Genomic DNA, 22390 nt, shown 5'->3' with positions numbered 1-22390 from the left:
GATCCTTACTGACTACTTGACGGTGGCGTTGCCTTCTGAGACAGCTTGGTCGGCGGCCTGTTGCGGAGAGAGTTTTCCGAGGTACATCTCGTTGAAGAGCTGGTTAAGCTTCGTCTCGAACCCGGTGAAGCCGGTGGTGATCGGCAGCGGGAAGGTGGTGCCCGCGGCCTCCTCCACGAACGGCGAGACGTCGACGTTCTTCGACTTCCAGTAGTCCACGTAGCCCTGCGACAGGCCGTCGAGCGCGGGGAAGGCGTAGCCGCCGTCGGACATGATCTTCTGCGCCTCCGCCGTGCCGAGATACTTCGCCAGCTTCATGGCCTCCTCGGGGTGCTCGCTCTTGGCGTAGACGGCCTCGGCCAGGCCGTTGAGGTTGACCGCGCGCCCGGCCGGCCCCTCGGGCATGGGGGCGACGCCGACCTCGAACGTCGCCTCGGGCGCCACGAACGGCAGCAGCGCGTTGTTGGCGGGGAACATCGCGACCTCGCCGGCCTTGAACATGTCGGTGATCTTGCCGGTGGGCGGGTTCGTGCGGGTCGCGGGCGGCGAGACGTGGTGCTTGTTGACCAGGTCCACGCCGAACTGCAGGGCCTGGACGGCGGCCGGCTCGTTGAAGGCGTACTTCCCGAAGGGCTTGTCGACGAGCTTGCCGCCGTTGGAGACGACCCAGTTCATCCACTGGGTCTGGTAGTGGTTCCAGGAGGCGAAGCCGTACGTCCTGACCTTGGCGGGGTCGAAGCCGGGCTCGCCGGGGTGCTTGCCGGCCTCGTCCACGGTGAGCTTGCGCGCCGTGTCGAGCAGCGTGCCGCTGCCGTCGGCGGCCCAGGTGAGCTTGTCCGGCATCTCCACGCCCGCCTTGGCGAACAGGTCCTTGTTGTAGAGCAGGCCGACGACGCCCCAGTCCTTCGGGACGCCGTACAGCTTGTCCTGGTAGGTGAAGGAGCCGACGACGGTCTTGTGGTACTTGGCGGCGTCCACCTGCACCGGGGCGAGCACGCCCTTGGTGACGAACTCCGGGAACTGGGTGGGCGTCATCCAGAACACGTCCGGCGCCGTGCCGGCGACCACGTCGGCGGTGAGCTTGGTCCAGTACTGGTCGTAGGGCAGGAGCTCGACGGTGACGTCGATGCCCGGCTCGGCCTTCTCGAAGGCCGCCATGACCTGGTCGTAGCCGGCCTTCTGCTGCTCGTCCCAGAGCCGGTAGGTCAGGGTGACCTTGCCGGAGTCCCCTGAGGAGGAGCAGGCGGGCAGGACGAGCATGGCGGCGCCGAGCAGCGCCCCGGCCCAGCGAATCCGGGGGGTTGGCATCATTCGCTGACCTCTTCTTGTTCGGTTCTCATTTGAGGCCGGTGAGGACCACCGACCTGACGATGTGTCTCTGGAAGAAGACGAAGACGGCCACCATCGGCACCAGGGCGATCAGGCTGCCGGCCATCATGAGGTGGTAGTCGACGCCGATGCCGGACTTGAGCGTGGCGATGGCGACGGTGATCACGCGGGTGTCGTCGCCGCTGGTGATGATCAGCGGCCACAGGAAGCTGTTCCACGACGAGATGACGGTGATGATGGCGAGCGTGCCGAGCGCGGGCCGGCACAGCGGCAGCAGCACGCGCAGCAGGATCGTCAGCTGCCCGGCCCCGTCGATGCGGGCCGCCTCCTCCAGCCCGGCGGGCAGGCTCTTGAAGAACTGCCGCATCAGGAAGATCCCGTACGGGGTGCCGAGGATGTAGGGGGCGAGCAGGCCGTACCAGGTGTTGACCAGGCCCAGCTCCCGCATGATGAGGAAGAGCGGGATCATGGTGACGGCGCTCGGCACCATCATGGTGGCCACGTACAGCCAGAACAGCACGTCCCTGCCGCGGAAGCGCAGCCGGGCGAAGGCGTAGGCGGCGAACGTGGTGAACACCAGTTGCCCGGCCGTCAGCAGCGCCGTCATCACCGCCGTGTTGAGCACGTAGCGGGGGAAGTCGCCGGCCAGCATCGTGGCGAGGTTGCCCGCCGTCGGCGGCAGTCCGGGCAGCCACGGCGCGGTCGAGCTGAGCTGCGCCTGCGTCTTGAACGCGGTCAGCACCACCAGCAGGTACGGGAACACCGACACGAACGCGCCGATCGTGAGCACGGCGTACAGGAGGACACGCTTGGCCATGGCTCCTCAGCTCAGGTCGTAGGTGGTGCGCTTGCCGAAGAACCGGACCTGCGCCAGCGTCACCGCGAAGATGACCGCGAACAGCAGCGTCGACAGCGTGGCCGCGTAGCCGAAGTCGAACTCCTTGAACGCGGTCTGGAAGATGCGGAAGTTCAGGACCTCGGTGCTGTGGCTCGGCCCGCCGTCCGTCATCGCGTACACCGTGTCGAACACCTGGAAGGCGCCGATGAGGTTGGTCACCGTGACGAAGAACATCGTGGGGTTGAGCAGCGGCAGCGTCACCCGCCAGAAGCGCTGGCGCGGCCCCGCGCCGTCCACGGCGGCGGCGTCGTGCAGCTCGCGCGGGATGCCCTGCAGGCCGGCCAGGAAGAACAGCATGTTGTAGCCGGTGTACTGCCAGACGCTGACCAGCGCGACGGCCGGCAGCGCCCAGGACGGGTCGGACAGCCAGTCGGGGCCGGTCACGCCGACCAGGGCCAGCGCCCTGTTGATCGCGCCGTCGCGCGGATCGAAGATCCACTGCCAGACGAGCCCGAGGACGATCGGGGTCGCCATCCACGGCACCACGAACAGCGAGCGGTAGAACCGCAGGCCCTTCACCCGCCGGTCCAGCAGCACCGCCAGCGCGAGGGCGAGGACGGTCTGCAGCGGGATGGACAGCAGGACGTAGCCGACGGTGACGAGGAGCGAGTGCCAGGTGCCGCCGTCGGCGGCCAGGCGGCGGTAGTTGTCCAGGCCGGCGAACTCGGGCGCGGACAGCAGCTCCCAGTCGAACAGGCTCAGCACGAAGACGATGACCATCGGGAGCAGCAGGAACGCCACCACGCCGAAGAGGCTGGGCCCGATGAAGAGGTAGGCGTGCAGCCCGCCCCTGCGGCCTCTGGTCACGACGGATCCGTGGCGGTGGGGACCAGCAGCCGCCTGGTCGTCTCCATGCCCCAGTCGTCCAGGGCGGCGATCGGGTCGCTGGAGCCGCGTAACCCGCCGGTGGCGGCCACGTGCGCCGCCCACTCCCGCCGCGCCTCCATCTCGGGGCGGACGACGATGCAGTCCGGGTCGTTGACCCACCACCGGGCGTGCAGGAACTCCCGCGCCGCGCCGGTGAGTCGGGCGCCGAGCTGCGAGGGCTGGCTGATGTCCCCGGACCTCGGCCGCAGGGTGAGCGCGATGTCGGGGCTGACCCGCATGACGTCCACCAGGCCGATGCTGGGCAGCATCGGGGCGCCGCAGCCGTGCAGCGTGGCCTCCTCGCCGGCGCCCCGCCGGACCAGCTCCAGGCCGCGCCGGTAGGCGGCGATCGGGTCGAGGTCCTCGTGGCGGCGGCCGGGGAGCGCGCCGGCGTACAGGTAGTCGAGCTTGAAGTGGGTGATCCCCATGCCGGCGAACGTGCGGAAGACCCGCGTCAGGTGCTCGGCGGCGTCCGGGTGGGTGACGTCGAGGACGGCGAGGTCCTGGTTCCACATGCGGCCCGCGTACGCGCCGCCGACCAGCCAGTCGGGATGCTCCCGGTACAGGCGGCTGTCGTGGCCGACCAGGAAGGGGGCGGTCCAGATGCCGGCGCGGCGGCCGGTGCCGGTGACGGCGTCCACGGCGCGGGCGAGCGAGCCGAAGCCGGGTCGGGGGTCCAGCCAGTCGCCGATGCCGGCCTCGTAGCCGTCGTCGACGAGGAACATGTCGGCGGGCAGGCCGTGGCGGGTGGCCAGGTCCAGGTTCTCCAGGACGTCGGCCTCGACGACCTTGTCCCAGTAGCCGTACCAGGTGCACCACATGGGCGGGACGGCGGGGAACGTGCGCGGCGCGGACGCGGCGTCGGCCATCGTCTCGGCCCACCCGCGCAGGGCCGTGCCTAGATCGCTCTCGACGCGGTGGTGGCGGACCGGGGCGTCGGCCGAGATCACCAGCCGGCCGCCCTCCTCGCGGGCCCGGATCGAGGGCACCTCGTGGGGTCCGGTGGCGGACCACAGCTCCACGGAGCCGTCGCCGGTCTCGACCGCGAGCAGGCCCTCTCCCTGGAACGAGCGCTCGGGGACCGGCGTGCCGGGGCGGTAGCAGAGGATCTGTATCGTCCCGTTCGCGGGCCGGGGCGGGGTCTCGTCCAGGCGATAGGCGCCCGTGGGGCTCCACGACTGCCAGCCGTGCTCGAACACCCGGGCCGAGCCGGGGACGTACGCGACCTCGCCGATGTCAACGAACGACATCAGTCCTCTTTCCTGTCAACTTACGAAGGAGCGCTTCATTAGTAGCACGGGTGATCCGCGCTCGTACACCCCTTGATCCCTGGCATAATGCGTGACATAAACAGGAGACCTACCTAAGGACACGGCGAATGGCGGACCTACGCGGCGGCGACCTGTCCCGGCTGCGCCAGCTCAACTCGCTGACCGCCATCCGCGCGCTGCGCCGGGCGGGTCCGCTCACGCTGTCGGCGCTCGCCGAGCGCACGGGGCTGTCGCGGCCGTCGATGAAGGAGGTCACCGACGAGCTGATGGGGCTCGGCTGGGTGGAGGAGGTGCCGCCCAGCCCCGGCACGATGGGCCGGCCCGCCCGCCGCTACCGCTTCCGCGCCGACAGCGGCTACCTGGTGGGCGTCGACATAGGGGGTCACAACATCCGCGCCGCCCTGTCCGACCTGGACGGGGAGATCCTGGCCGAGACCCGGCAGCCGGTGCTGCCCGACGCCCCGCTGGAGGAGCGCCTGGCCGCGATCGAACGGGCCGTCGAGGGCTGCCTGACGCTGAGCCGCACCTCCGTCTCCGACCTCTGGACGGTCGCCGTCGGCACCATCGGCGTCATCGACGTCGAGGGCCGGGTCATCTACTCCGCCGCCGTCCCCGCCTGGCGCGACCTCGACCTCGCGGGACGCCTGCGCGAGATGTTCCCCTGCCCCGTGCTCGTCGAGAACGACAGCCGCCTGGCCGCCATGGCCGAGACCAGGCGCGGCGTCGCCCAGGGCGCCAGGGACGTGGTGTTCCTGCACGTCGGGCTGCGCATGGGCGCGGGCCTGGTGATCGACGGCAAGGTGCACCGGGGGTTCGGCGCGGCGGCCGGGGAGGTCGCCATGCTGCCCGAGTCCCGCTGGTTCGACGCGCCCGAGCATCTCAACACCTGCGCCTGCGTGCCCGAGGGCGTCCCGCCGGAGGACGCGGCCGGCCACACCCTCGCCGCCGCCCGCAACGGCGACCCGGTCGCGATCGCGTGCGTCGAGCGTTACGTCGACGACCTCGCCGTGGGCACCGCCGCCATGGTGCTCATCCTGGACCCGCAGATGGTGGTGCTCGGCGGCGGGTTCTCGCGCTCGTCCGACGTGCTCCTGGAGCCGCTGCGGCGGCGGCTGGAGAAGCGGTGCATGCGGATGCCGGAGGTGCGGGCCTCGACGCTCGGGGACGAGTGCGTGGTGGTGGGCGCCATCGAGTACGCCGTCGCCCACCTCGACGACCAGCTCTTCCCCGCGGACCGCGGCCCGCTCCCGGTCGTCCGCTGACCTTCTCGCGGGCTCAGCCGCCGGACACCTCGGACTCGGCGTCCTGCGGCACCGCGCCGTCCCACGGGTCGTCCAGCCAGCCGTCCGGCAGGAGCACCTTCGACCGCTCGCCCGACTTGCCGCGCGGCGTGTCGGTGTGGGGCGGCCACGGCTGGTCGTGCTCCAGCTTGGCGAGGCCCTCCCGCAGCCCGTCGAGCGACTCGGCCGTGGCCAGCTCGCGCCGCAGCGGGGCGCCGACCGTGAAGCCCTTCAGATACCAGCCGACGTGCTTGCGGAAGTCGGCGACGGCGTAGCGCTCGATGTCGAAGCAGCCGGCCAGCCCCTCGGCGTGCCTGATCATCATCCCGGCCACCTCGCCGAGCGTGGGACGGACCCGCTCGGGGCTGCCGTTGAAGGCGTTCTCCAGGTCCTTGAACAACCACGGGCGGCCCAGGCAGCCGCGCCCCACCACCACGCCGTCGCAGCCGGTCTCGGCCACCATGCGCAGGGCGTCGTCGGCGCACCAGATGTCGCCGTTGCCCAGCACGGGGATCTCCGGCACGGCCTCCTTCAGCCGGGCGATCGCCGCCCAGTCGGCGACCCCGCCGTAGTGCTGCCGGGCCGTACGGGCGTGCAGCGCGATCGCCGCGACGCCCTCCTCGGCCGCGATGCGCCCCGCGTCGAGGTAGGTCAGGTGGTCGTCGTCGATGCCCTTGCGCATCTTCATCGTCACGGGCAGCGCACCGGCGTTCGCGACCGCGGCCCGCAGGATGCGGCGCAGCAGGCCGCGTTTGTACGGCAGCGCCGACCCGCCCCCACGCCTGGTCACCTTGGGCACCGGGCAGCCGAAGTTGAGATCGACGTGATCGGCGAGGCCCTCCTCGGCGATCATGCGGACCGCCCGGCCCACGATGTCGGGGTCCACCCCGTAGAGCTGGATGCTCCTCGGCCGCTCGGAGTCGTCGAACCGGATCATCCGCATGGTCTTGGGATTGCGCTCCACCAGCCCGCGCGTGGTGATCATCTCGCACACGAACAGCCCGGCGCCCTGCTCCCTGCACAGCACCCGGAACGGCGCGTTCGTGATGCCCGCCATCGGCGCCAGCACCACCGGCGGCCACACTCCGAGAGGCCCAATCTTCACCCGCCCAGTTGTAGCGCAGGTCAGGCCCGGACCGGTATTCGGCCGATAGGCTGTGATCGGCATCTCGGTGAGGGGGGATGGATGCTTCTTCGCGTACGCGTGCGGCTGCCCGACAAGCCGGGCTCCCTGGCGCAGGTCACCAGGGTCCTGGGCGCGGCGGGGGCCGACATCACCCAGGTGATCGTCCTCGACCGGGGCGCGGGCACCGCGCTCGACGACCTGACGATCTTCTGCCCGGAGAGCACGTCCCGCCAGGATCTCGTCAGCAGCCTGGAGGGCGTCGAGGGCGTGGCCGTCGAGGCGATCTGGACCACCCGCGAGGCCCCCGGCACCTATCCGGAGCTGGAGATACTCAAATACATCACCACGGCGGGCGACCGCGCGCTGACCACGCTCGTCGACTCGCTGCCGGTGCTGTTCAGCGCCGACTGGGCGGCCACGACCGCCGGCGGCCAGGTGGTCTACGCGAGCTGGCGGGCCCCGCAGGAGCTCGACCTCCCGGCCGAGGCGCCGTCCCGCCCGGCCGCCATGACCCTACCCGGCGGGCCGCACATCATCCACGCCCCGCTGCCGCCGCTGGCGCTGGCCCTCGTCCTGGCCCGCTCCGAGGGCCCGGCCTTCCACCGCATCGAGGTCCACCGCCTCACCCGCATCCTGGAGATCTTCCTCAGCCTGCCCGCCACCGAGCGCAGCGTGGCCCGGCAGCTCCGCAAGTAAGCATCAACGCGGAAAACCCGCTAGAGTTGTGAAAGCAGCAACGCGGAAGTGGCTCAGTGGTAGAGCATCACCTTGCCAAGGTGAGGGTCGCGGGTTCGAATCCCGTCTTCCGCTCGGAGTGGGATGTTGACGCGGTGGCGTGGCCGAGAGGCGAGGCAGCGGCCTGCAAAGCCGTCCACACGGGTTCAAATCCCGTCGCCACCTCACAAGGACGATTAGCTCAGCGGGAGAGCGCTTCCCTGACACGGAAGAGGTCACTGGTTCAATCCCAGTATCGTCCACTCTGTAACGCCGTACCCGGTTTCGGGCACGGCGTTGCTGTGTTTGTAGGGACTTATGCAGCCTTGGGGCCAACTTCGGCCCACACGACTTTCCCGCCTCGCGGGGCCGGGTAGGAGCCCCAGCGCCGCGCCAGGGAGTCCACGGCGCTCAGGTGCCGGTCAGGTGGCGTGGTGCTCGGTAGAACGGGGTCGGTGTCCCACACATCGATGATCAGGGCATCGGCGCTGCGGTGAACCCGAACGCCGACCGTGGCGAGCGTCGTGGGGTCGATGTCGGAGTATCGGAGGTTGGGGGCGGGGTGTCCCGTGCCCTCGACCGCGCGAGCGAGCAAGTGCCCGGCGGCCTGTTCGGCGAGGTGTTCAAGGTGGGGCAGGTCCCACACTCGGGCGGTGATCCGCGCGAGCTGCCCGCCGATGGTGATCGCGGTGTGCAGCGCCAACAGGGTGAGCTCTGAGGCGCGCACGGCGGGCGGCAGGGGCGCGAACCGGTCACTCACCGGCGCGATCATCGTCTGCCTCGTCATTCTGGGACATCACCAAGACGTCGGCGCCGGTCTCTATCTCGATCAGGGCGCGCATGGCCTGATAGAGCCCGTCGAACTCCGACAGATGCTCGGGCGTGGGGATGATGACGGCGTTGACCTCGGGACGGCACAGGGCTTGGAGGAGTTCACCGAATGCCGGACGACGGTAGGCGTGCCGGTCGGTGTAGATGTCGACCATGTCCAGCCCGACCCGTGCCGCGAACCCGCGCAGGCTCTCGGCCAGGTTGTCGCACTCCGCGGTGTCGGGGCCCGGCCGCAGGCGTACGTACCCGACCGCGAGTGGTCGCGATGGCTGGGCCGATCCGGGATGCGTGACCGGTCCAGTGCCTCGGGCCGCCCGGAAGCCCTTGCCGATCACCGGCTCTGGTACTGCGTGCTGCGTGCTCATTGGCTGCCTTTCGTACTGGCCAGCGGAGGGGTGATCCCACAGTGACCAGCGGCCGACGCGCACGGCCATGATCAATCACGCATCCCGGCATGCGTTCAGGCGCATATCTAGATGCGCGCTGTGATCGCGTGCTTACATTCATCGCGAGGGTTTCGGCGTATCCGACGGGGCGGTGGACCCATGACCGACGTTCACGTCCGGTACTGCGGCTGCGGGACACGACTGGCGCGCGACAACGCGACGGGCCGGTGCGCGGCTTGCACTACGGGCACGCGGAGCGCCGCCGGCCCGCCCGCAGGCCCGCTGGGAGTACCGCCGCAGTTCTGGAACCACCCCCGTGTGCGGGCCGCGCTCGACGCCTGGCACATGGGCCGGGTGATCGCCGCCTACCGCTCCCATCCCCACCACGGCCGACCCCTAAGGCAGGAGACCGTCGCCGCGTGGGTGGGCATCACCCAACCCCAACTGTCCCGGATCGAGAACGGCCCGCCGATGACCGACCTGGGTAGGCTCACCCAGTGGGCGCGGCTGCTACGCATCCCGCCGGGCCTGTTGTGGTTTCAGGTACCGCAGCAACGCCCGGCGCACGCGGCTGCGGCTCCGGCGGCGGCGCAGGCCGCCGTTCCAGGGTCTCGCGGTGGCGGTGGTGACGCGACGGCGGTGGCAGTGTGGCGAACGGTGGACGCCCAGATCGGCGGCGCGCACCTGTACGCGACCGTCACCAGCTATCTGCGAGACCACATCGCTCCCCGTCTGTTCGGCGGTAGGGGTGATGAGGGAGCGGGGGTGTTCACCGCTGCCACGGCCCTCACGGAGATGGCTGGATGGATGGCTCACGACGCCGGACACGACGATCAGGCGGAGCGGCATTTCGCGCGGGCGCGAGATCTGTCCGGGGTCGGCGATGACCCCCAGCTGAGGGTTCACGTACTGGCGAGTCTGGCGCATCTGGCTGCCCACCGCGCCCACACTGATGACGCCATCGGCTACGCCGCCCAAGGACAGCGCGAGCTCGCGGCGGGGCCGTCACATCCTGAGCTGGCCGCGCGGCTGTGGGCGTTGCAGGCGCGCGGGCATGCCGCCGCAGGCCGATCACGAGAGACACGCGCGCTGCTCGGGCGCGCTGAGACCGCCCTGCAGGGCGCCCACGGCACGGCGCCGTCGCCGTGGGTGTCACCGTTCGACGCCGGGTCGCTCGCGGGAGACGCGGCCCGGTGCCTGCGCCTGCTCGGTGATCTGCCCGCCGCCCAGCGCCATGCCCAACGGGTCCTGGAGCTGCGGCCGGCCGGCCGTACCCGCTCCCGCGCGTTCGGATGTCTCACCCTGGCCGGTGTGCTCATCGAACGCGGCGAGTTGGAGCGGGCGTGTGCGGCCGCGACGGATGTTCTCCACACCACCGGGTCGCTAGGCTCGTACCTGGTGAACCGACAACTCCACGAGCTGCGCGACCAGCTCCACCCGCACCGCGCCTCGTCCTGCGCGCGGAGCTTCCTCGACCACCTGGACGAGGCGCTGCGGCAGCGGGAATGGCTCTACCAGCTCACCACCGACCTTCCCCGCCCCAGGACCGGCCCGACCTCATGACCGACCCCGACACCCGGCCGCTCTACGAACGCGATCCCGCCGCCTATCGCGCCCATCTGGCCGAGGGCAACGCCAACCAGGCACGCAAACGCGTCGGCGTGGACGCGCTGGTCCGCGATCGCGACGGCCGGATCCTGCTCGTGGACCCCACCTACAAGCCGGATTGGGACTTGCCCGGCGGCATGGCCGAGGCCAACGAGCCACCGCTCGACGCCCTGCGCCGGGAGCTCGCCGAGGAACTCGGCCTCGACCTCCCCGGAGGCATGGCGTTGGTGTGTGTGGACTGGGTCGCGCCGCACGGCCCATGGGACGACTCGGTGATGATGATTTTCAACGCCGGGACGCTCACACCTGACCAGACCACCGCCCTCCGCGTGCGGGATGCGGAGCTGGCCGCGTTCGAGTTCTGTTCCCCGGAGGAGGCGCGGAAGCGGCTACGGCCCTACGTCTGGGCGCGCCTGACCGCCGCGATCAGCGCCGCCGACGCCGGCACCGTCGCCTACCTCCACAACGGCGTCCCTGTGAGCTGACGCGCGCCCTTCAACCGTCAGGTGCTGAACATCTGCCCTGAAATGATGCGCGCGCCCCTCCCCTTCTCCTGTTAGCGTTACCTGGCAGGGGGTGAGCTGTGGTCAAAGCCAAGACGGGGCGGCCTGCGGTGCTCATGGACGTGGCCGTTCTCGCGGGGGTTTCCACGATGACCGTCTCTCGGGTGCTCAACGCGCCCGAACGGGTCCGGGCCGAGACCAGGGAGCGCGTGCTCGCCGCCGTCAAAGAGCTCGACTACCGGCCCAACCACGCCGCCCGCCAGCTCGTGACCGGTCGGTCTGGCGTGCTCGGCGTGGTCAGCATCGACACCACGCTCTACGGCCCGGCCTCCACGCTCTACAGCGTCGAGCAGGCCGCCAGGCACGCCGGCTACAACGTCAGCATCGCCAGCCTGAGCTCGCTGCACCGCACCTCCATCCGCGAGGGCGTCGAGCGGCTGCGCGCGCAGGCGGTGGACGGCGTCATCATCGTCGCGCCGCACGAGTCGGCAGCCGACGGGCTGCACCACCTGCCGCCGGAGATGCCGGTCGTCGCGGTGGACGCCGGTGACGACATCCCCGTGCCGGTGGCCAAGGTCGACCAGCGCGCCGGGGCGGTCAGGGCCACCCGCCACCTGCTCAGCCTCGGGCACCGGAGCGTCTGGCACGTCGCGGGCCCGGCGGACTGGCTCGACGCCAACGGCCGCATCGAGGGCTGGCGCGGCGTGCTGGAGGCCGCCGGGCGGCCGGTGCCCGACGTGCTGCGCGGCGACTGGAGCTCACGCTCGGGATACCAGCTCGGCCGCCGGCTGGCCGCCGATCCCGAGGTCAGCGCGGTGTTCGTGTCCAACGACCAGATGGCGCTCGGGGTGCTGCGGGCGCTGCGCGAGGCGGGGCGCCGGGTGCCGGAGGACGTCAGCGTGGTCGGGTTCGACGACATCCCCGAGGCCGCGTACTTCTGGCCGCCGCTCACCACCGTCCGACAGGACTTCGGCGAGGTGGGCCGGCACGCCTTCCACATGCTGCTCGACCGCATGGCGGGCACCGAGCCCGAGTCCCGGCGCCTGGTGGAGCCGGAGCTGGTCGTCCGCGAGAGCACCGGCGCCGCACCCGGGCTCAACCGAGCCTGATGACGTTCCAGGAGACCGGGGGCAGCACCACGGTCTCCGGGTCGTGCCGCACGTCCGGGTTGGGGCGGGGCGCGACGCGGCCGGGGTCGTCGGCGGTGTTGCGGGCGTAGACGTCCGGGCCGCTCAGCGTGCTCGCCTCCACGACCCGCGCCCCGCCGAGGGCGCGGGCGTCGAGGCGCAGCTCCATCGGCCGGTCGGTGGCGCGGTTGATCGCGAACACGGTGGTGGACCGCTCGTCGTGGGTGGCGACCGCGTGCAGCAGCGGCACCTGTCCGTACGCGGCCGTCTCGTAGCTCGGGCAGACCGGCTCGACGCGCAGCACGTCGCCGCTCGCGTACCTGCTGGCCTGGGCAAACGGGTGGAACGTGGTCTGCCTCCAGGCCCGCCCGCCCGGCTCGGTCATGATCGGGGCGATGACGTTGACCAGTTGCGCCAGCGACGCGGCGCGCACCCGGTCGCTGTGCCGCAGCAGCGTGATCAGCAGGCCGCCGACCGCGACGGCGTCGGCCAGGTGGTAGTGGTCCTCCAGCAGGCGCGGCGCGACCGGCCAGTCCGACGGGGGATCGGCGTTCTGGAAGCGGGACAGATACCAGACGTTCCACTCGTCGAAGGAGATGTCGATGCGCTTGCGCGACTTCAGCTTCGCGCCCACGTGGTCGGCGGTGGCGGCCACCGAGCGGATGAAGAACTCCATGTCGGTGGCGCAGGCGAGGAAGCTGCCGAGGTCGCCGTCCTTCTCCTCGTAGTAGGCGTGGCAGGAGATGTAGTCGACGACGTCGTAGGTGTGGGCGAGCACCTCGGCCTCCCACGCACCGAAGGTCGGCATCGACGAGCTGGAGCTGCCGCAGGCGACCAGCTCCAGTTTCGGGTCGATCATCCGCATGGCGCGGGCGGTCTCGGCGGCGAGGCGGCCGTACTCGGCGGCGGTCTTGTGGCCGGTCTGCCAGGGGCCGTCCATCTCGTTGCCCAGGCACCACATCCGTACGTCGTGCGGCTCCTTCGCGCCGCCCGCGATCCGCCGGTCGGCGAGCGCGGTGCCCGAGGGGTGGTTGCAGTACTCCAGCAGGTCCAGCGCGGCCTCGATGCCACGGGTGCCGAGGTTGACCGCCATCATCGGCTCCACCCCGGCCTTGCGGCACCAGCGGACGAACTCGTCCACCCCGACCTCGTTGGTCTCGGTGCTGTGCCAGGCCAGGTCGAGCCGGCGCGGCCGGAGCTCCTTGGGGCCGACGCCGTCCTCCCAGCGGTAGCCGGAGACGAAGTTGCCGCCGGGGTAGCGCACCGTGGAGACGCCGAGCTCGCGGGTCAGCTCCAGGACGTCGGCGCGGAAGCCGTCCTCGTCGGCGGCTGGGTGGCCGGGTTCGTAGATGCCGGTGTAGACGCAACGGCCCAGATGTTCGACGAACGTGCCGAAGGTGCGCCGCTGGACCGGGGCCACGCGGAAGGCGGGATCGAGCGTCAGTGCGGCCTGGTGCACGAAGGGGGCTCCTCAGGTTTCGCGGGCGTTACGTCACGCAGGCATTGTTAGCGTTATCAGCCGGGCGGGTCAAGGGCTCGGAGCGAGCTGGCCGAATCGTGGAAAACGGTTGCCACAAGGGCCTTGACACGTTTTCTGTTACCGCTAACACTCGATTAACCCCGCCGTAACCGCCTCGAACGACCTCGATCAACGGCCGGGCGACAGCCCGGTGAAGGAAGAGGCCACCGTGCACGGTCCCCCCTCCCACCTCTCCCGCCGGAGCCTGCTCGGCGGCAGCCTGGCGCTCGCCGGCGCCGCCGCCGCGGGCTGCGCCCTCCCCGTCGGTCTCGGCTCGTCCCGGACCCGCGTCCAGTACTGGCACTTCCTCGGCGCCAGCGACGGCATCATCATGAACCGGATGGTCCAGGCGTTCGCCCAGGCCAACCCGGACGTCTTCGTCGAGGAGAACGTGCTGGCCTGGGGCGAGCCGTTCTACACCAAGATCGCGATGGCCGGTGCCGGCGGGCGCTCCCCCGACCTGGCCAGCTTCCACCTGGCCCGGCTGGCCGGCATCGGCGCGGGCGCCATCCTCGACCCGATCAACGTGCCGCTCCTGGAGGAGGCGGGCCTGCGCGGCGCGGACTTCTCCCCGCCGATCTGGGAGCGCGCCCACCTCGACGGCGTGCTGTACGCGATCCCGTTCGACGCCCACCCCATGGTGCAGTACTACAACACCGACCTCTGCGCCAAGGCCGGCCTGCTCGACTCCGGCGGCAAACTCGCGCCCACCCAGGGCGAGGACGGCCTGATCGCCATGCTGCGCAAGGCCAAGGACGCCATGGGCGGCCGGCCGCCGCTCGCCTTCGACGCGCTCGGCCTCGGCACCGTCGGCCCCTGGCGGGTCTGGGGGTCGCTCTACCCGCAGAGCGGCGGCACGCTGCTGTCGCCGGACGGCTCCGCCATCGCCATCGACGACGCCAAGGCCCTCGCCGCGCTGCGCCTCATGGCCCGGCTCGGCAAGGAGGGGCTGTGCGACTGGCGCACCGACTACGGCGCCTCGGTCGCGAAGTTCACCAACGGCGAGGCCGCGTTCCTCTGGAACGGCGACTGGGAGGTGACCGGGCTCAAGGAGCGCGGGACGCCGTTCAGCATGTCCCGCTTCCCCACCGTCTTCGGCACCGGCGCGGCGCAGGCCGACTGCCACTCGTTCGTGCTGCCGCACCAGCGTGACCGCGATCCCGAGGTGGAGCGGGCCACCTACCGCTTCATCGCCCACATCGTGAAGCACAGCGCCGAGTGGGCCGTGGCGGGTCACGTGCCCGCGTACCTGCCGGCGCTGGAGCAGCCCGACTACCTCGCGCTGCATCCGCAGTCGGAGTACCGCTCCGTCGTCACCGAGGTCGCGCTCGACCCGCAGGTGTGGTTCGCCGGCTCGGCGTCGCGGCTGTGGATCGAGTTCGGCGAGGCGTTCTCGCCGGTGATCAGCGGGGAGCGTTCGCCGGAGGACGGCCTCGCCGCCGCCAAGGCGTCGCTGTCCCGGCTGCTCGCCGCCCCGAACCCCTTCCCCAGGCAGGAGCGTTGATGACGACCGTCGTCGCGGCCCCCGCGGCCGCCCCGCCCGCCGCCGAGGCCAAGGTCAGGCACGCCTGGACGCAGCACGGGCTGCTGTTCGTCCTGCCCTTCCTGGCCGTCTACGTGGCGTTCCTGGTCTGGCCCGTGGTGCTGGGCGTGCGGATGAGCCTGTCCAGCGTCAACATCGCCGGCACCAACGACACCTTCGTCGGCTTCGGCAACTACGCCGAGGCGTTCGTCGACCCGCGCATGTGGCGCTCGCTGTGGAACACCCTCGTCTTCACCGCGCTCAGCACGGTGCCGCTGGTGCTGCTCGGGCTGGTCTTCGCGCTGCTGGTGCATCATCTGCGGTTCGTGCAGTGGCTGTGGCGGCTGTCGTTCTTCGGGCCGTTCCTGCTGCCGTCGGCCGTGGTGTCGCTGTTGTGGCTGCAGATGATCTACCCGCCGGACTACGGCCTCATCAACGGCACGTTCGGCCTCGACGTGCTGTGGCTGGGCGATCCGTCCGTCGCCATGTGGTCGATGGTGCTGACCACGGTCTGGTGGACGGTCGGCTTCAACTTCCTGCTCTACCTGGCCGCGCTCCAGTCGATCCCCACGCACCTGTACGAGGCCGCCGCCCTCGACGGCGCCGGCGCCTGGGCCCGGCTGCGCTCGATCACGCTGCCCATGCTGGGCCGCACCACCGCGCTCATCGTGGTGCTGCAACTGCTGGCCTCGCTGAAGGTCTTCGACCAGATCTACCTCATGACCGCCGGCGGCCCCCAGGACGCCACCCGGCCCATCATCGAGTACGCCTACGACGTCGGCTTCACCGGCTACCGGATCGGCTACGCCTCGGCGGTCTCGTACATCCTGTTCGCCATCATCGTCGTCGTCTCCCTGGCGCAGCTCCGGCTGTTCCGCAAGCGCGCGGAGGATTTCTCATGACCAAGCGGATCCGCCCGGGGCAGCTCGTGCTGCTGCTGGTGGCGCTGGTGCTGGCGGCCGTGTGGCTCGCACCCATCGCCTGGGCGGTGGCGACCTCGCTCAAGCCGGAGACGGAGACGACCAAGCTGCCGCTGGAGTGGTTCGGCAGCGAGCTCACGCTGGACGCCTACCGGCTGGTGCTCGGCACCGGCGGCATCGTCACGTGGGCGATCAACTCCACGGTCACGGCGGTGCTCGTCACGTTCCTGACCGTGCTGCTGTCGGCGATGGCCGCCTACGGCTTCGCGCGTACGCACTTCCGCGGCCGGCGGGCGCTGCTGGCGCTGATCCTGGCCGGGATCATGGTGCCGCCGCAGGTGCTGATGGCGCCGCTGTTCGCCGAGATGGTGGCGCTCGGCCTGGTGGACACCTGGTGGGCGATCATCCTGCCGCAGGTGGCGGCGCCGCTCATCGTGTACGTGCTGTTCAAGTTCTTCCAGGACGTGCCGCCGGAGCTGGAGCAGGCCGCGTTCGTCGACGGTGCGGGGCGCTGGCGGGTGTTCTTCACGATCGTGCTGCCGCTGTCGCGGCCGGTGCTCGCCGCGGTGTCGATCTTCACCTTCATCACGACGTGGAACAACTTCCTCTGGCCGTTCCTGGTCTCCACCGACCCGAACACCATGACGCTGCCCGTGGGGCTCGCCAACGTCGTGCAGGGCACCTTCGGCCTCCGGTACGCGCAGATCATGGCGTCGGTGGTGCTCGCGGGGCTGCCGCTGCTGGTGGTGTTCGTGCTGTTCCAGCGGCAGATCGTGCGCGGCGTCGCGCACACCGGCCTCGCCGGGCAGTGACCGGGCGAAAGATCTACCGGTTCGGAACCGCCGACGGTGTCGGCGGTTCCGAACTCCGTGTCCGATTCGTTGTCAAGTCCATCCCGGAGCAGGCGGCAGCCTGGGGTAATGCGTAACCGGAAAGCCCGCATGGCCGCCGTGGCCGGTGCCCTGGCCCTGGCCACGGGGCTCGTGGCGCCCGCGCACGCGGTCGCGCCCGCCCCTGTCACCGTCGCCGAAACGGCACTCGACGCTCCCGTGCTGTACGGGCGCGCGGCGTACATGCTCGACGCCTCCACCGGCAAGACGCTCCTCGACGACCACGGCGGGGAGCGGATGCCGATCGCCAGCCTCACCAAGACGATGACGGCCTACCTGGTGCTGAAGCTCGCCAAGCCGACGGACGTGGTCGAGATCTCGCGCGCCGACGTCGCGTACGCGGAGGACGGCGGCGGCACCACCGCCGACCTGCGGGCGGGCGACCGCCTCACCGTGGGCGAGCTGCTCTACGGCCTCATGCTGCCGTCGGGGGCCGACGCGGCGCACGCGCTGGCGCGTACGTACGGGCCGGGCGTGGACGGCTTCGTCGCCAGGATGAACGCGACCGCCCGCGAGCTCGGCATGAACAACACCCTGTACGTCAACGCCGACGGCCTGCCCAGCCCCCGGGGCAACGGCTACTCCACGGCCCGCGACCAGACCGTCCTCGCCGCCGAGGCGCTGCGCAACCCGCTGATCAAGCAGGCCGCCGGCACCCGTTACCACCGACTTGACGCCTCCGCCGAGCACGGCGCGTACAGCTGGCGCAACACCAACCGGCTGCTGGGCACGCCGGGCGCGATCGGGCTGAAGACGGGCTTCACCCGCGCCGCCGGGTACTGCCTGGCCTTCGCGGGCGAGGAGAACGGGCAGACGCTGGTGGGCGTGATCCTCGGCGAGTCCGTCTCGGCCCGCCGCTTCTCGACCGCGGAGTCCCTGCTCTCCTGGGGGGCAGCCCGTACCGCCGCCTGACCTGCTGGCCGCATGGACGGGATGATCCTTTTCGATTAGTTTTCCCGACATGATGCTTCACATCGCGTTGAGCGTGCTGTCAGCGGCCACGGTTCTCGCGCCGCGCTCCCCTTCCTTCGCGCCACCGGCCGACGACCTGCCGCAGCTCGCCTGGGAGCTGAAGGAGACCGGAGTGACCGCGCGCCTGCGCGGCCTGTCCCCCGTCAGCCGCCACGTGGCCTGGGCCTCCGGCTCGGAGGGCACCGTGCTGCGGACCACGGACGGCGGCCGGAGCTGGCAGAACGTCCCCCCGCCCGGCACGGCGGAGCTGCAGTTCCGCGACATCGAGGCGTTCGACGCGCGCACGGCGGTCGCGCTGTCCATCGGCGAGGGCACGGACTCACGCGTCTACCGCACCGAGGACGGCGGGCGTACGTGGGCGGAGACCTTCAGGAACGACGAGCCGCGCGCCTTCTACGACTGCCTGGCCTTCTTCGACCACCGGCACGGCCTGGCGATGAGCGACCCCGTGGACGGCAGGTTCCGCATCCTCGCCACCGAGGACGGCGGCCGGAGCTGGCGGGTGCTGCCCGCCGAGGGCATGCCGGAGGCGCTGCCCGGCGAGGCGGGGTTCGCGGCGAGCGGGCAGTGCCTGGTGACGGCGGGCGGCCGGCACGCCTGGCTGGCCTCCGGCGGGGCCGGGCGGGCGCGGGTCTTCCACTCGGCCGACCGGGGCAGGACGTGGACCGTCGCCGACACGCCCGTGCCGGCCGGGGATCCGGCGCGGGGCGTGTTCGGGCTCGCCTTCCGTGACCCGCTGCACGGCCTCGCGGTCGGCGGCGACTACCGGCCGGACCAGCAGTCGCCGAGCGCCGCGGCGGTCACCAGGGACGGCGGCATCACCTGGCGTCCGGCCGCGACGCCGCCGTCGGGCTACCGGTCGGGGGTGACGTGGCTGCCGTTCCCGTCGCTCGCGGCGGTCGCGGTGGGACCGGGCGGCAGTGACGTGACGTGGGACGGCGGGCGGACGTGGCGGACGTTCAACGGCGGCTCGTTCGACACGGTGGCGTGCGCGCGGGACGGCTCCTGCTGGGCCTCCGGCGAGCAGGGCCGCCTCGCCCGCCTGCGCCTGGAGTGAGCGAGGGTCAGCGGACGCCGCTCGGGCGGAACTGGATGCTGATGCGCGGCCCCGCGGGCTTGGCCGTCTTGGGGATGGCGTGCTCCCAGGTGCGCTGGCAGCTCCCGCCCATCACGATGAGGTCGCCGTGCCCGAGCTCGTGGCGGATCGACGTCCCGCCGCCCCGGGGGCGGAGCAGCAGCGGGCGCGGGTCGCCGACCGAGACGATGGCGACCATGGTGTCCTCGGTGCTGCCCCTGCCGATCGTGTCGCCGTGCCAGGCCACGCTGTCGCGCCCGTCGCGGTAGAAGCACAGGCCGGCCGTGCGGAACGGCTCGCCCAGCTCGGCGCCGTAGTGGGCGTCGAGCGCGCGCCTGGCCTCATCGAGGATCGGGTCGGGCAGCGGCTCGTCCTCGTCGTAGAACTTGAGCAGGCGGGGGACGTCCACGAACCGGTCGTACATGCGCCGCCGCTCGGCGTGCCAGGGCACCTCGGCGGCCAAGCGCTCGAACAGTGTGTCGGCGCCCGTCAGCCAGCCGGGCCGTAGGTCGATCCAGGCGCCGTGGTCGAGGTGCGTGCGGCGCACCGACGCGCCGAGCGGCCCGAGCCCCAGCTCCTCGTCGAGGCCCAGCAGAGATGCTTGGAACGCGACTTCCATGCCGTCCAGTCTACGCGATCCTTCAAACACAGTTTCGAGTGATCTTTGGGACCGGCTTCCGGTGTAACGTCTCCTTCATGTTATGGCGTTACCTGGCGGGAGCGGCGGCGGCCCGCACCGCGGACGAGATGTCGGGCCCCGCGCTGCTGATCGCCGGGCTGGCCGTGACCGGGTCGCCGGTGGTGGCGTCCTTACTGCTGGCCGGGCTGACGGTGTCCGCCGCGGCGGGCGGGCCGCTGCTCGGGGTGCTGCTGGACCGGGCGCGGCGGCCGGGGCGGCTGCTCGCCGGGTGCGTCGTGGCGTACGCGGGCGGGCTGCTCGTCATCGTCTCCGGGCTGGGGCGGCTGCCGGAGGCCGCCCTGGTCGCGGTGGCGGTCGCGGCCGGGGTCGTGGGGCCCGCGCTCACCGGCGGCTGGACCGCCCAGCTCCCCTCCGTCACCGGCCCGGCCCGGCAGGACGGGGCGGACCCGTCCGACGCCGGAGCCACCCCGCCGGACCGGGCGGACCCGTCCGACGCGTCCGACGCCGGTGCGGCCCCGCTGGGGCGGGCGAGTGCGCTGGACGCGATGACGTACAACGTGGCGGGGCTGGCGGGGCCGGCGCTCGCGGGGGTGATCGCCGGGGGGCCGGCCGCCGTCCTCGTCTGCGTCGCCCTGCTGACCGCCGCCCTGCCCGCCGCCTGGACTCTGCCCGCCGTCCGGACCCCGCCCGCGGCGGTGAGGGCGCGCCGCGGGATCGGCGAGGAGCTGCGGGAGGGGTTCGGCGCGATCCTGGGCAACCCGGCGCTGCTGCGGGCCACGGCCGGGTCGATGGTCTCGTGCGCGGGGACGGCCATGCTGGTCGTGTCGGCCCCGGTCCTCGGCGCCCGGCTCACCGGCTCGACCGGCCCCGGCGCGCTGCTGCTCGCCGTCACCGCCGCGTGCGGCCTCGCCGCGAACGCGCTCGTCGCCAGGAGGCGCGGGCCGCGACGGTGGGACGCCCTGCTCGTGCGGGGGACGGCGGTGGCGGGCGCGGGAATGGCACTGGCCGCCGCCGCGGCGTCGGCGTCGGCGTCCGCGTCCGAAGCAACGTCGGCGACGTCCGGGGCGGCGGTGTCCTGGGCCTACTGGGTCGCGGTGGTGGCGGCGGGCGTTGTGGGCCTGGGCGAGGGGCCGCAGCTCACCGCCCTGTTCTCGGTACGCCACCGCGAGGCGCCCGCGCGGCTGCGCGCCCAGGTGTTCACCACGGGAGCCAGCCTGAAGATCACCTCGTTCGCGGTGGGGTCCGCGGTGGCCGGGCCGCTGGCGGCGTACTCGGTCGCGGCGGCCCTGCTGGCGGGCGCGGCGGCCCAGGCGGTGGCGGTGGCCGTGCTGACGGCAGGCCGCCCCCGATCAGAGTGAGCCGTCCGGGGAGGCGGCGCGCGAGCGGTGGGCGGCGACGCGCTCGCGGGTGGCGCAGCGGGCGCTGCAGAAGCGGCGCGGGCTGCCCCCGCCGAGGTCGAGGAAGGGCCGCCGGCAGCTCGCCGACGCGCACAGCCCGCCCGGCACCCGCTGATGGTCGGCCAGGAGCACGGCGAACGCCATCGCCGACGACGCCAGGAACCACTCGGCCCAGGGCGCGTCGTCGGCGTCGTCCACGTGCACGTGCCAGCTCGTCGAGCCCCCGTGGTCGGTCAGCCGGGGCGCGCGGGCGGTGTCGGCGAGCAGCCGGTTGAGCAGGGCGGCCGCCCGCCCGGTGTCGGGCGCGGCCAGCACCTCGCGCAGGCGGGCCGCCGCCGCCCGCATGGCGGCGACGTCCGCCTCGCCGAGGCCGAGGTCTCCGGTCTCGCCGTGCTCGCGCAGGACGCGCGACACGGACTCGATCGTGGGCTGCCGGTGCAGCAGCGCCACGCAGAGGTCGACGGCCCGCGCGGCCATGGCCTTGGTCGAGTGAGCCTGCACCCCAGCAGCGTAGACCCACCCGCCCGTACGGCTCAGCCGTTCATCCGCCGCAGGCGGCGAAGACGAAGCTGTCCTTCAGCACGGTGTAGCGGTCCCTGACGGTGACCGCGCCCGTCTCCGTGTCGATCCTGACGATGGTCATCGCCGTGCCCTTCCGGCCGGAGGCGGACAGGTGGACCGTCACCTGGGTGTCACCCGTCCAGTCCACCATCTGGACGGAGTCCCGCGGCAGGGCGATCCGCCTGCGCTCGATCACCTGGTCGGTCTCCATGTCGTACGTCACCAGCTCCGGCTTGCCGCCCTGCACCACGGCGGCGACGGTCCGCCCGTCGCCGGCCAGCGCCTGCGGCCCGTTCGCGGCGACGACCTGGGGCGGCGTGGCACGCAGCAGCTCCTCCCCGGTCTCGTCGTGGACGACCAGGTCGGCGGCGTTGTCCTCGCCCTCGGCGCTCGCCAGCAGCTCGTCGCCGTCATAGCTGAAGCCGAGCACGCTCCGGCCCGTCGGGACGGATCCGATGCGGGCGCCGGTGGCGGTGTCGAAGACGCGGGTCCCCCGCGGCTTGTCGCCGTCGATGGTGACGGCCAGCCGGGCGCCGTCGTCCGAGAGCCGCAGCGTCAGCGCGTCGTGGCCCACGCGGGGCAGCGCCGTGCCGGGCAGCAGCCGGACGCCGCCGCCCAGGGTGCGCACGGCGAGCCGGTTCGCCTTGGTGAAGTACGCGACCTTCCGGCCGTCGCCGCTCACCGCGATCGGGGCCGGGAGGTAGGTCAGCTTCCTGCCCTTGGCGTCGCGGGCGACCCCCTCGGCGTCCGGCAGGGTGGTGACCTTGCCGCTGTGCAGGACGAGCCGCCAGTCGCCGCACGGCCGGGCCTGCACGTCAGGGGCAGGGCAGCTCTTGATGGAGGCGTACCTGATGCTGTCAGCCCCATGGTGCGGAGCCGCGTGGGCCGGGAGGGCGGCGGGCCAGGCCAGGGCCGCCGCCGTGAGGGCCGCGAGGATCGTCGTTCTCATGCCGG

At 72.0% G+C, this 22390-nt stretch carries 22 protein-coding genes and 3 tRNA genes; 14 read left to right on the top strand and 11 right to left on the bottom strand.

The window, feature by feature from the left end; all coding sequences use genetic code 11:
* Positions 1-12: 12 nt before the first annotated feature.
* The 4 genes from BMW85_RS18265 to BMW85_RS18250 are packed head-to-tail and all read right to left on the bottom strand — an operon-like array spanning position 13 to position 4344.
* A complete protein-coding gene (locus BMW85_RS18265; protein ID WP_091082619.1) occupies positions 13-1311 on the bottom strand; it encodes an ABC transporter substrate-binding protein in 1299 nt (432 codons plus the stop codon).
* Between the two features lie 25 nt (positions 1312-1336).
* A complete protein-coding gene (locus tag BMW85_RS18260; RefSeq protein WP_091082617.1) occupies positions 1337-2146 on the bottom strand; it encodes a carbohydrate ABC transporter permease in 810 nt (269 codons plus the stop codon).
* A 6-nt stretch (positions 2147-2152) separates the two neighbouring features.
* Positions 2153-3034, bottom strand: coding sequence for a carbohydrate ABC transporter permease (locus BMW85_RS18255; protein WP_177240736.1), 882 nt, complete (start codon positions 3032-3034; stop codon positions 2153-2155).
* Positions 3031-4344: a glycoside hydrolase family 36 protein gene (locus tag BMW85_RS18250; protein ID WP_091082615.1), complete on the bottom strand. Its 1314-nt coding sequence runs from the start codon at positions 4342-4344 to the stop codon at positions 3031-3033. The genes BMW85_RS18255 and BMW85_RS18250 overlap by 4 nt, the downstream gene beginning before the upstream one ends.
* Positions 4345-4472: 128 nt before the next feature.
* On the opposite strand from BMW85_RS18250, the gene BMW85_RS18245 reads away from it, so the two are divergent.
* Entirely contained in the window at positions 4473-5627 is a 1155-nt protein-coding gene (locus BMW85_RS18245) for an ROK family transcriptional regulator (protein ID WP_091082612.1), read from the top strand.
* A 13-nt stretch (positions 5628-5640) separates the two neighbouring features.
* Here BMW85_RS18245 and dusB read toward each other — a convergent pair whose 3' ends face one another.
* Positions 5641-6750 carry a tRNA dihydrouridine synthase DusB gene (dusB, locus tag BMW85_RS18240; RefSeq protein ID WP_245774889.1) on the bottom strand — a complete coding sequence of 370 codons (1110 nt, stop codon included), beginning with the start codon at positions 6748-6750 and terminating at the stop codon, positions 5641-5643.
* A gap of 81 nt (positions 6751-6831) precedes the next feature.
* On the opposite strand from dusB, the gene BMW85_RS18235 reads away from it, so the two are divergent.
* The 4 genes from BMW85_RS18235 to BMW85_RS18220 all read left to right on the top strand — a co-directional run bounded on the left by BMW85_RS18235 (position 6832) and on the right by BMW85_RS18220 (position 7748).
* Complete coding sequence (locus BMW85_RS18235; RefSeq protein WP_143082325.1) at positions 6832-7467, top strand: ACT domain-containing protein; 636 nt, start codon at positions 6832-6834, stop codon at positions 7465-7467.
* Between the two features lie 42 nt (positions 7468-7509).
* Positions 7510-7581, top strand: a tRNA-Gly gene (locus tag BMW85_RS18230).
* Positions 7582-7600: 19 nt separating this feature from the next.
* Positions 7601-7671 (top strand) — tRNA-Cys (locus BMW85_RS18225).
* Positions 7672-7676: 5 nt separating this feature from the next.
* Positions 7677-7748 (top strand) — tRNA-Val (locus BMW85_RS18220).
* A 53-nt stretch (positions 7749-7801) separates the two neighbouring features.
* On the opposite strand, the gene BMW85_RS18215 is transcribed toward BMW85_RS18220, so the two are convergent.
* Entirely contained in the window at positions 7802-8245 is a 444-nt protein-coding gene (locus BMW85_RS18215; protein ID WP_245774888.1) for an ATP-binding protein, read from the bottom strand.
* Entirely contained in the window at positions 8238-8756 is a 519-nt protein-coding gene (locus BMW85_RS18210; RefSeq protein ID WP_143082324.1) for a hypothetical protein, read from the bottom strand. Before BMW85_RS18210 ends, BMW85_RS18215 begins: the two co-directional genes overlap by 8 nt.
* Positions 8757-8861: 105 nt before the next feature.
* Between BMW85_RS18210 and BMW85_RS18205 the strand changes: the two genes are divergently transcribed.
* The 3 genes from BMW85_RS18205 (at position 8862) to BMW85_RS18195 (ending at position 11922) form a co-directional block, all read left to right on the top strand.
* Positions 8862-10265, top strand: coding sequence for a helix-turn-helix domain-containing protein (locus tag BMW85_RS18205; protein WP_177240735.1), 1404 nt, complete (start codon positions 8862-8864; stop codon positions 10263-10265).
* Positions 10262-10795, top strand: coding sequence for an NUDIX domain-containing protein (locus tag BMW85_RS18200; RefSeq protein ID WP_091082603.1), 534 nt, complete (start codon positions 10262-10264; stop codon positions 10793-10795). The genes BMW85_RS18205 and BMW85_RS18200 overlap by 4 nt, the downstream gene beginning before the upstream one ends.
* Positions 10796-10929: 134 nt before the next feature.
* Complete coding sequence (locus BMW85_RS18195) at positions 10930-11922, top strand: LacI family DNA-binding transcriptional regulator (RefSeq protein ID WP_218155850.1); 993 nt, start codon at positions 10930-10932, stop codon at positions 11920-11922.
* Here the strand turns inward: BMW85_RS18195 and arfA are convergent.
* Positions 11909-13399 carry an arabinosylfuranosidase ArfA gene (gene arfA, locus BMW85_RS18190; RefSeq protein WP_091082600.1) on the bottom strand — a complete coding sequence of 497 codons (1491 nt, stop codon included), beginning with the start codon at positions 13397-13399 and terminating at the stop codon, positions 11909-11911. The two genes, BMW85_RS18195 and arfA, sit on opposite strands and share 14 nt — an antisense overlap.
* Before the next feature lie 229 nt (positions 13400-13628).
* Between arfA and BMW85_RS18185 the strand changes: the two genes are divergently transcribed.
* The 5 genes from BMW85_RS18185 (at position 13629) to BMW85_RS18165 (ending at position 18820) form a co-directional block, all read left to right on the top strand.
* Positions 13629-14963 (top strand): extracellular solute-binding protein, encoded by a 1335-nt coding sequence (locus tag BMW85_RS18185; protein ID WP_245774886.1) that lies wholly within the window; start codon positions 13629-13631, stop codon positions 14961-14963.
* Positions 14963-15883, top strand: a complete 921-nt coding sequence (locus tag BMW85_RS18180) for a carbohydrate ABC transporter permease (RefSeq protein ID WP_091082597.1) — start codon at positions 14963-14965, stop codon at positions 15881-15883. Before BMW85_RS18185 ends, BMW85_RS18180 begins: the two co-directional genes overlap by 1 nt.
* Positions 15880-16713, top strand: a complete 834-nt coding sequence (locus BMW85_RS18175; protein WP_091082595.1) for a carbohydrate ABC transporter permease — start codon at positions 15880-15882, stop codon at positions 16711-16713. The genes BMW85_RS18180 and BMW85_RS18175 overlap by 4 nt, the downstream gene beginning before the upstream one ends.
* Positions 16714-16821: 108 nt before the next feature.
* Positions 16822-17703, top strand: a complete 882-nt coding sequence (locus BMW85_RS18170) for a D-alanyl-D-alanine carboxypeptidase family protein (RefSeq protein ID WP_091082593.1) — start codon at positions 16822-16824, stop codon at positions 17701-17703.
* A 49-nt stretch (positions 17704-17752) separates the two neighbouring features.
* Positions 17753-18820, top strand: coding sequence for a WD40/YVTN/BNR-like repeat-containing protein (locus BMW85_RS18165; protein ID WP_091082591.1), 1068 nt, complete (start codon positions 17753-17755; stop codon positions 18818-18820).
* 7 nt (positions 18821-18827) lie between these two features.
* On the opposite strand, the gene BMW85_RS18160 is transcribed toward BMW85_RS18165, so the two are convergent.
* Positions 18828-19457 carry an alpha-ketoglutarate-dependent dioxygenase AlkB gene (locus tag BMW85_RS18160; RefSeq protein ID WP_091082589.1) on the bottom strand — a complete coding sequence of 210 codons (630 nt, stop codon included), beginning with the start codon at positions 19455-19457 and terminating at the stop codon, positions 18828-18830.
* A 77-nt stretch (positions 19458-19534) separates the two neighbouring features.
* Between BMW85_RS18160 and BMW85_RS18155 the strand changes: the two genes are divergently transcribed.
* Positions 19535-20836, top strand: a complete 1302-nt coding sequence (locus BMW85_RS18155; protein WP_091082588.1) for an MFS transporter — start codon at positions 19535-19537, stop codon at positions 20834-20836.
* On the opposite strand, the gene BMW85_RS18150 is transcribed toward BMW85_RS18155, so the two are convergent.
* Both BMW85_RS18150 and BMW85_RS18145 read right to left on the bottom strand, forming a co-directional pair.
* Entirely contained in the window at positions 20828-21376 is a 549-nt protein-coding gene (locus tag BMW85_RS18150) for a CGNR zinc finger domain-containing protein (protein WP_245774885.1), read from the bottom strand. The genes BMW85_RS18155 and BMW85_RS18150 overlap by 9 nt on opposite strands.
* A 40-nt stretch (positions 21377-21416) precedes the next feature.
* On the bottom strand, positions 21417-22385 hold the full coding sequence (locus BMW85_RS18145; protein WP_091082586.1) for a hypothetical protein: 969 nt from the start codon (positions 22383-22385) through the stop codon (positions 21417-21419).
* Positions 22386-22390 lie beyond the last annotated feature (5 nt).

Source organism: Nonomuraea wenchangensis, from assembly GCF_900111685.1.
Classification (GTDB): domain Bacteria; phylum Actinomycetota; class Actinomycetes; order Streptosporangiales; family Streptosporangiaceae; genus Nonomuraea; species Nonomuraea wenchangensis.
The sequence above is the reverse complement of the archived record's forward strand: the minus strand, read 5'-3'. Positions and strand labels throughout refer to the sequence as shown.

Coding starts and splice junctions, on each gene's coding strand:
- BMW85_RS18165 (WP_091082591.1), top strand. CDS start 17,753: ATGATGCTTCACATCGCGTTGAGCGTGCTGTCAGCGGCCACGGTTCTC.
- BMW85_RS18195 (WP_218155850.1), top strand. CDS start 10,930: ATGGACGTGGCCGTTCTCGCGGGGGTTTCCACGATGACCGTCTCTCGG.
- BMW85_RS18250 (WP_091082615.1), bottom strand. CDS start 4,344: ATGTCGTTCGTTGACATCGGCGAGGTCGCGTACGTCCCCGGCTCGGCC.
- BMW85_RS18170 (WP_091082593.1), top strand. CDS start 16,822: ATGCGTAACCGGAAAGCCCGCATGGCCGCCGTGGCCGGTGCCCTGGCC.
- BMW85_RS18200 (WP_091082603.1), top strand. CDS start 10,262: ATGACCGACCCCGACACCCGGCCGCTCTACGAACGCGATCCCGCCGCC.
- BMW85_RS18175 (WP_091082595.1), top strand. CDS start 15,880: ATGACCAAGCGGATCCGCCCGGGGCAGCTCGTGCTGCTGCTGGTGGCG.
- BMW85_RS18245 (WP_091082612.1), top strand. CDS start 4,473: ATGGCGGACCTACGCGGCGGCGACCTGTCCCGGCTGCGCCAGCTCAAC.
- BMW85_RS18155 (WP_091082588.1), top strand. CDS start 19,535: ATGTTATGGCGTTACCTGGCGGGAGCGGCGGCGGCCCGCACCGCGGAC.
- BMW85_RS18260 (WP_091082617.1), bottom strand. CDS start 2,146: ATGGCCAAGCGTGTCCTCCTGTACGCCGTGCTCACGATCGGCGCGTTC.
- BMW85_RS18180 (WP_091082597.1), top strand. CDS start 14,963: ATGACGACCGTCGTCGCGGCCCCCGCGGCCGCCCCGCCCGCCGCCGAG.
- BMW85_RS18145 (WP_091082586.1), bottom strand. CDS start 22,385: ATGAGAACGACGATCCTCGCGGCCCTCACGGCGGCGGCCCTGGCCTGG.
- BMW85_RS18265 (WP_091082619.1), bottom strand. CDS start 1,311: ATGATGCCAACCCCCCGGATTCGCTGGGCCGGGGCGCTGCTCGGCGCC.
- BMW85_RS18160 (WP_091082589.1), bottom strand. CDS start 19,457: ATGGAAGTCGCGTTCCAAGCATCTCTGCTGGGCCTCGACGAGGAGCTG.
- BMW85_RS18205 (WP_177240735.1), top strand. CDS start 8,862: ATGACCGACGTTCACGTCCGGTACTGCGGCTGCGGGACACGACTGGCG.
- BMW85_RS18235 (WP_143082325.1), top strand. CDS start 6,832: ATGCTTCTTCGCGTACGCGTGCGGCTGCCCGACAAGCCGGGCTCCCTG.